Annotated in this window: 5 protein-coding genes; 3 read left to right on the top strand and 2 right to left on the bottom strand. The window is 48.3% G+C overall.

Features of this window, described 5'->3' with window-relative positions:
* Nucleotides 1-99: 99 nt before the first annotated feature.
* Entirely contained in the window at nt 100-1278 is a 1179-nt protein-coding gene (locus DXZ20_RS28300) for a glutamate--cysteine ligase (RefSeq protein WP_163662988.1), read from the bottom strand.
* A gap of 351 nt (nt 1279-1629) precedes the next feature.
* Here DXZ20_RS28300 and DXZ20_RS28295 point away from each other — a divergent pair, with 351 nt between their 5' ends.
* The 3 genes from DXZ20_RS28295 (at nt 1630) to DXZ20_RS28285 (ending at nt 4652) form a co-directional block, all read left to right on the top strand.
* Nucleotides 1630-1827, top strand: coding sequence for a heavy-metal-associated domain-containing protein (locus DXZ20_RS28295; RefSeq protein WP_163662985.1), 198 nt, complete (start codon nt 1630-1632; stop codon nt 1825-1827).
* Between the two features lie 381 nt (nt 1828-2208).
* The gene (locus DXZ20_RS28290; RefSeq protein ID WP_163702468.1) at nt 2209-4461 is read left to right on the top strand and encodes a heavy metal translocating P-type ATPase; all 2253 of its coding nucleotides are present in this window, start codon (nt 2209-2211) and stop codon (nt 4459-4461) included.
* Nucleotides 4458-4652, top strand: coding sequence for a hypothetical protein (locus DXZ20_RS28285; protein WP_163702466.1), 195 nt, complete (start codon nt 4458-4460; stop codon nt 4650-4652). The genes DXZ20_RS28290 and DXZ20_RS28285 overlap by 4 nt, the downstream gene beginning before the upstream one ends.
* A gap of 82 nt (nt 4653-4734) precedes the next feature.
* Here the strand turns inward: DXZ20_RS28285 and DXZ20_RS28280 are convergent, their stop codons facing one another.
* Complete coding sequence (locus DXZ20_RS28280) at nt 4735-7530, bottom strand: ATP-binding protein (RefSeq protein ID WP_163702464.1); 2796 nt, start codon at nt 7528-7530, stop codon at nt 4735-4737.
* Between the last annotated feature and the right edge of the window lie 14 nt (nt 7531-7544).

Genomic DNA, 7544 nt, shown 5'->3' with positions numbered 1-7544 from the left:
AACTAACGGACAATGCATCGGGCCTTTCCAACGTCAGTCCGTCTATTGTCCTAGATGGAATACCTAGCTAACCTTCCAAGTCGTGTATTAGAGGCTGTATTAGAGCTGAGGCGCTAGCTGATGGGTTGCTGGGACCGTGTACTCCTTGATGTAGCCAGACCTCAGTACCTCTGCTAAGCTCGCTTTGGCTTGCCATTGCTCCACCATAGCTTGGGCAGGTGTTTGCTTTGTATGAACAAAATTCCATAGAGGCTGTAATAATTTTCTCTCATGGCTTTCCCCCAGAGATTGTTCAGCAGCTGTTAAAAGTGCGATCGCATGTTCATAGATCTCAACATCTTGGAAACCATAGATCGCAGCCCGTTGATGCTTCTCTGCATCGGGTACTAAGGCTGAACCAGATAATGTTGTATCTAAGACAATCCCTTTCATTAAAGCCAGGAGACTACCATAAAGCTCAAAGTCACCACAGCTATCGCAGGCTTTAAACTCAATGCGTCCTATTTCTGCTGGCAGACGGGCAATTTTTGTTAGGGAGGGTGAACTGGCGATCAAGTCTGTAGGTTTTTCGACAAACACCATCGCAGCCGGTCGTGGCCCTGTGCGTGTATGGGTCCGCACCGATAGGCCCGACCATAGTTGTTGCCCATAGAATGGTGAACTAAAACTAAACGGCACCATAGCAGGACTATAGTAAGTTAGTTTTTTACCGGCTTGGATCAAGCTAGCAGTAGAAAGACCACGAATCGAAAAATTAAGATCTGGACCATAGGTCAACATGGGAATATGCGCCGTCTGTTTTTCTGGTGACGCCTCCCGTCGGCTAGTCTCATAGTTGTTAAGGGGTGGCTTTGGCGTGAATGTTGTTTGCACCGGATTAAAGCTGGTTAAAACAGGAATTAACCCCGTGGGACGAGCTACGTCCCACAGCTGGATAAAACTCTCTCGTAGTTCTTGAACTGCTCCAGCGATTGTTGGCTGAAGTGTGGTACGAATTTCAATTCCTTTTGGCATACAATCAACAAGTTCACCTGTTTCAGAAAATCTCTCATAGCCTTCGATGTACCAACGTTTACGCTTTATTCCTGCATCCCCAATTCGCAGTTGAGGATAGTCGGACCCATAGGTAGGCAACTGTTCTACCAACTGCTCAAATCGCTGAAATGAAGTATTGGAAAAATCAGCAAATTGATGTGTTTGCTGATCCCAAAAAGCAACTTCATGCTCCAAACCAAATTGATAGGGACTTATCGGTTGATTAGTAGATGAATGACTCATGCTGATGCACCCTAAGGTTCAAAGGTTTCTTGCCAATGCTGGCAATATAGAGATCGCGCATGATGCAATAAAATGTCAATAGTAATGCCAATTTCTGTCAACATATCTGGAATGTTGAAACATAAACTATACAAAAATATTGATATTTAAGCCTTTTATATAAGATATTTATGCAAATGCAGTATAAAAGTTGATTTCATTATCGATGAATTTTAATGATAAAAAATATCATTAAAATTCAAATAAATAATTAGAAGGCTGCCCACAGTTGCAGCCTTTCTTTTCAAGTCCCCTAGACTCTCTAGCTAACTAGAGGGTTTAAGCTAGGGGTAATCCATCAGAATCAAGCTCATGGCACTTCAGTTAACGGTTCCCAACATGGCCTGTGATGTCTGCGCAAAAAACATCACAAATGCCGTAAAAGCATTAGACAGCAATGCCGCTGTCACTGCCGACCCTAACACCAAACAGGTAGACATCGACACGGAAGTGGCTGAAACCGCTATACGAGAAGCCCTCGAAAAAGCAGGTTATCCTCCAGCTGCTTAGAAATAAGGGGGCTAAATCTTCATCACCGAGTCCTACTAAGACCGAGTCCTACTAAGTCGGGGTTTCTTCCCTCCTGGGAGGCTGCCGTGTATACACATCTAGAAGATAATGTCCCAAAAGGTAGGCCAGGCCTTGAATTGGCCCTCATCCTAAATCCTTCTCCCTGGGGGCGAAGGACTTTGAGGCCAGGCCCCCTTCTCCCTTAGGGAGCAAGGGGTTGGGGGATGAGGGCTCGAAACTGTAAGCAACTCTCCGACTTATGTATACACGGTAGTCCTGGGAGGGCATGGGATGTCGGTTTGTTAAGTACTGCATTGCCCCCAGTGTTCGCTTCCCCACCCGCTGCCAGCCTATTCCATGGGTAGACCCCAGGAGACCATCATGACTACCGCAACCTTAGTGCTCAAAGGTATGAGCTGTGCGGCCTGTGCCAACAGTATCGAAACGGCTATTCAACAAGTACCAGGGGTGAACAAGGCCCTGGTCAACTTTGCTAGCCAACAGGCTAGCGTTGACTATGACGAGCGTAGTACTAGCCTGGATGCTATTCAGGCAGCTGTTGCTGATGCAGGTTATGGGGCGGCGGCTGTTAGGGAGATGAGTCTGGAGGCTGATCGTATCGAACAGCAAGCAGAACAACGGGCGCGTTTGTTGCGAGTGGTGGTCAGCGGCATGATTGGTATTGTGCTGATGTTTGGCACCATGCCTGCCATGTTGGGGATTCACATTCCTGGATGGCCGATGTTTTTGCACAATGCCTGGCTGCAGTTGGTGTTATCGACACCGGTTTTGTTCTGGTGCGGTCAGCCATTTTTTGTGGGTGCATGGAAAGCGTTGACCCATCGAGCGGCCAACATGAACACGTTGGTAGCGCTAGGGACGGGCACTGCCTATATTTATTCCCTATTTGTCACCCTGTTTCCCAATGTGCTCACTGCTCAAGGGCTAAAGCCTGCGGTATATTATGAAGCCGCTGTGGTGATTATTGCGCTGCTACTGTTGGGGCGATATTTAGAAAATCGGGCCAGGGGACAAACGTCGGACGCGATTCGTCAGCTGATGGGGCTGCAGCCCAATATAGCTAGGGTTGTCCGTCAGGACCAAGAAATGGATATCCCCGTTGAGGATGTTGTTGTGGGCGATATCGTGGCGGTGCGCCCCGGTGAGAAAATACCCGTGGATGGGGATGTGGTGTCAGGCCTATCCACCGTGGACGAGTCTATGGTGACGGGTGAACCGATGCCTGTGCAAAAACGGGTTGGAGACGAAGTCATTGGCGCAACCATTAATAAAACGGGCAGTTTTCGCTTTCGTGCGGCACGGGTCGGTAGAGATACGGTCCTCGCCCAGATTGTGCAGCTAGTGCAGACAGCCCAGGGGTCAAAAGCACCAATTCAAAAGCTGGCAGACCAGGTGACTGGATTATTTGTACCGATTGTTATTGCGATCGCACTCCTCACCTTCACCCTGTGGTTCAATCTCACGGGCAACACCACCCTATCCCTACTCACCACCGTCGGCGTCTTAATCATCGCCTGCCCCTGTGCCTTAGGATTGGCCACGCCCACATCGATCATGGTAGGTACCGGTAAAGGGGCTGAAAACGGCATTTTGATTAAAGACGCCGAGAGTTTGGAACAGGCCCACAGGCTACAGACGATTATTATGGATAAAACCGGCACCCTCACCCAGGGCAAACCCATGGTGACGGACTACCTGACGGTCAGGGGAACGGCCAATCGCAATGAAATTAGACTACTCCAGCTAGCTGCCGCCGTTGAGCATCAGTCAGAGCATCCTTTAGCGGCAGCCATCGTTAACTATGGGCAGGCACAGGGTGTCGATAACCTACCAGAGGTCCAGGAGTTTGAGGCCATTGTGGGCAGCGGTGTCCAGGGGACTGTCCATGGTCAGCGGGTGCAAATTGGTACCGAACGCTGGATGCAGAGCCTGGGGATTAATACCGAGCACCTACAGTCTCGACGACAGGCTTGGGAGTCGGCTGCTAAAACCACCGTATGGGTTGCAGTGGATGGTAAAGCAGAAGCGCTGCTTGGCATTGCCGATGCCTTGAAACCATCGTCTGCAGAAGTCGTGCGGCATTTACAGCGCCTGGGTTTAGACGTGGTGATGCTGACGGGGGATAACCCGGCAACGGCTGCCGCCATTGCGCAGGATGTGGGCATTCGCCGATATATTGCCAGCGTGCGGCCCGACCAAAAAGCCGCCCATGTGCAACAGCTGCAGGCTACCGGGAAACGGGTCGCCATGGTGGGCGATGGTATTAATGATGCCCCTGCCCTGGCCCAGGCAGATGTGGGAATTTCCATTGGGACAGGGACGGATATTGCGATCGCAGCCAGCGATATCACCCTAATTTCAGGGGATCTCAGCGGCATTGTCACGGCCATCCGTCTCAGTAAAGCCACCATGGCCAATATTCGCCAAAATTTGTTCTTTGCCTTTATCTACAACGTGGTAGGCATTCCGGTGGCCGCTGGGATTCTCTATCCCATTTTTGGCTGGCTGTTGAACCCCATGATTGCTGGGGCTGCCATGGCCTTTAGTTCGGTCTCTGTGGTGACCAATGCGCTACGGCTGAGAAAGTTTAGACCGCAAGGGGTACGACTATGACACTCAAATCTTTTTTGCTTAGTGGTTTATTTTGTCTGGGTTTGATTGCCAGTACAGCATCCCTGGCCAGTGCAAACGTTGGCAGTATTCAGGCGATTGAGCAGCCGTTGGTGGTCAAATTTGGGGTGACTGTCATGGGGTTAGGATTGCTTGCGTTAGAACTGTGGTGGTTTCTTGGCAAGAAAAAATAAGGGACAAATGATTGTTTTCCTTTGTAGGGGTGCCCCTATTGTGCGCCCCTGCTGTGCGCCCCTATTGTTCGCCCCTACGGGGTTACGTGGGTTCTGTGGGATTCGAGATGTCCGCAACCTGGGATGCTTCTACCATGATAATAAAAATAGTCTCTAGACCATTATCAAAGCGCAGCGTATTCACGAGATCATGCTCAATGGAAATCGCTGAATCGACAATGATCATATCAGGCTGAAGTGCCAGAGCCTTTGCAATGCCTTCTTTACCCGTCGTCGCTTCGGTAACGGTATACCCCCTAGATAGCAACACATCCGTCAGATTTTTAGTGGTGGAAACATCCATGTCAACCACCAGCACCTTACGGTTTGACGTGCCCTGGTCTAACAGAATTTTAATATCACGGAGCAGCGCCTCTGTATCGATCGGCTTCGTGAGATAGCGATCGATGCCAAGACGATAGCCCCGCTGTTGATCCTGAATAATAGAAAGAATAATGGTGGGAATGCCCATGGTAGCTGGGTTGTTCTTGAGCACAGCGGCCAAGTCAAAGCCGTTGATGGTGGGCATCATTACATCGAGAATGATTAAATCCGGTGGCTCTGCCTTGACTTGATTGAGACCATCCATACCATCCTTGGCAGTTTTAACCTGATAGCCGACTGCTTCTAACTCCTGGCGCAATAGTTGACGAATATGGGGTTCATCATCCACCACAAGAATTGTTTTCTGAGACTTTTCCGTTGGAGTAACGGCTCGATCTACATTTTCTTTAAGCCGCTGTACCAGGGACTGCAGATTGACGTTAGTTGCCTCACTCTCCTGCGATATATTCACAGGCAAGGTAAAGGAGAAAGTACTACCTTGCCCCTGCTGGCTTTCAACCCAAATTCGCCCTTCGTGATGTTCAACGATTTGTTTGCAAATCGGTAGCCCCAGACCGGTACCCTTAGGCTTGTCAGTCATGACTTCACCCACCTGGGTGAACTTCTCAAACACTTTTTCGAGATCGTCTTCGGAAAGACCAATACCTGTATCAATAATACTGACAACAATTTCAGCATCTTGTTGATAAATACGGCATGTGACGGAACCACTATCCGTAAATTTGATAGCGTTAGACAGCAGGTTAATGAGAACCTGAACCAAACGATTGCGATCGCATATCACCTCTGGCAACCCTGGTTCAACCTCGCGAATCAGATCCAAACCACTGGCTTGAAAGAGAACAGACGTGGCCGAAATTGCCTGATCTAGAATCTCAGCCACAGATGTCGGCTGCATATTCCATTCAATTTTGCCTGCTTCAATTTTAGAAATATCCAATACATCATTAATCAAAGAGGTTAAGCGCTCACCCTCAGATACAATGATGCCGAGGTTTTCCCGCACCTGGCGTACCGCTCGATTCGTTTTCTTGGTATCAGCACTCACCGCAGGCAATACGGTGTCTTCTAGCTTTTTTTGAATCAATTTAGCAAAGCCTAGGACCGAGGTCAGGGGTGTCCTTAGCTCATGGGAAACCGTCGAAAGAAAGTCGGTTTTCATTTGATCCACTTCTTTCTCAGTTGTAATGTCACGAATTAAAACAACAGAACCATGAGCTTTTCCAGGCTCAGAACTTGCCGTTGTCTCTCGATTGGACGTGATCGCTGTCACCAGGGCTTGTCCTACTCGCTTTTCTAACAAATTCACTTCAACACTGAGATTTATGTCTGGAGCTGCTTGGTTCTGAACAATCAGGTCCGTAATCGACCGATCAAACACGTCTTGCATCGGTCGACCACGCAAGGGGGTTCCATTTAACCGAAACATCTTTCTCAGGGCAGGGTTAGCTCGGGTAATCTGACCTGCGGCATCAATAACCAATAGCCCGTCTCCCAGGGTATCAATAATGGCATTTAGCTCTTGGGCTCTGGTTTCTAAATCCTGTTGAGTCGTTCTTAGGGCATGGGTATAGGCACCCACCCACTCAATGAGCTGATTTAGAGACTGGGCTAAACTGCCAATTTCATCCTGATTGACCACCCCCGCCCGCAGGTTAAAATTCTCATCCCGTGTGACTTGTAAGGCAGTTTCTTCAACCGCTCGCAGTGGTTGACTGATGGTACGACTGATGAGATAGGCCAATAGGCTAGCAAATATAAGCGATAAAATAACACTGATTGTAATCACCTGGGCTTGCAGCCGCGCAGATTCTTGAACAATTTCCCTGGATTCCCTCAGTTCATCTTCTTCAATGAAGTCAGCCAGAGCTGCTAAATTTTCTGCAAACTCTTCCAGTTCTAGTGCAGCAGGACGGCGATTTAAATCCACAAATTCCTGACGAGCTACCAGGAGTTCTCGATCCTGTAGATCGCTCAGATCCATCCCTTTTACAAATTGATCAAGCTCTTCTAAATTAGTTTCAACAACACCATCGTAGTTCTCAACTAATTCATCCAACAGTTCCAGCTCATCTTCGGTTTCTTCTACACCGCTTTCAATATCATCGTCATATTTCTGTTGTAAACTCAACCAATCTTTTTGAAAATCTCTACCACTCGAGCGATAAAGATCATAATTGATTAGAAACTGGTCTGGATTTTCAAGCCAGGTAATCAGCTGACGCTCATAGGCAATAAATCGATTCAGGGATTTCTCTAGATTCCGTAGACTTAAAATCTCCTCAATAGCATCTTCATTGCCCTGGTAAGCCTTAAACTCATAGCGCCGAGCAATACTAATACCCGTGCCTGTACCAGCAACAACAATACCGACCACCAAGGCGTATCCCAAACCAATTTTCTGAATTACCTTCAGGTTGCGCAACCAGCTTCTGACCTGGGCTGGTAAGATGCCATGGGAAGAATTCGCAGATGACGATGGTTGGATACTCATATAAGGTTCTATAG

It is taken from the genome of Adonisia turfae CCMR0081, assembly GCF_011009555.1.
GTDB lineage: Bacteria > Cyanobacteriota > Cyanobacteriia > Phormidesmidales > Phormidesmidaceae > Leptothoe > Leptothoe turfae.
Note: the sequence above shows the minus strand (reverse complement) of the source record. Positions and strands in the feature narration are given on the sequence as shown.

Excerpts from the sequence above, each read along its gene's own strand:
- DXZ20_RS28300 (WP_163662988.1), bottom strand. The coding sequence starts at position 1,278 with ATGAGTCATTCATCTACTAATCAACCGATAAGTCCCTATCAATTTGGT.
- DXZ20_RS28295 (WP_163662985.1), top strand. The coding sequence starts at position 1,630 with ATGGCACTTCAGTTAACGGTTCCCAACATGGCCTGTGATGTCTGCGCA.
- DXZ20_RS28290 (WP_163702468.1), top strand. The coding sequence starts at position 2,209 with ATGACTACCGCAACCTTAGTGCTCAAAGGTATGAGCTGTGCGGCCTGT.
- DXZ20_RS28285 (WP_163702466.1), top strand. The coding sequence starts at position 4,458 with ATGACACTCAAATCTTTTTTGCTTAGTGGTTTATTTTGTCTGGGTTTG.
- DXZ20_RS28280 (WP_163702464.1), bottom strand. The coding sequence starts at position 7,530 with ATGAGTATCCAACCATCGTCATCTGCGAATTCTTCCCATGGCATCTTA.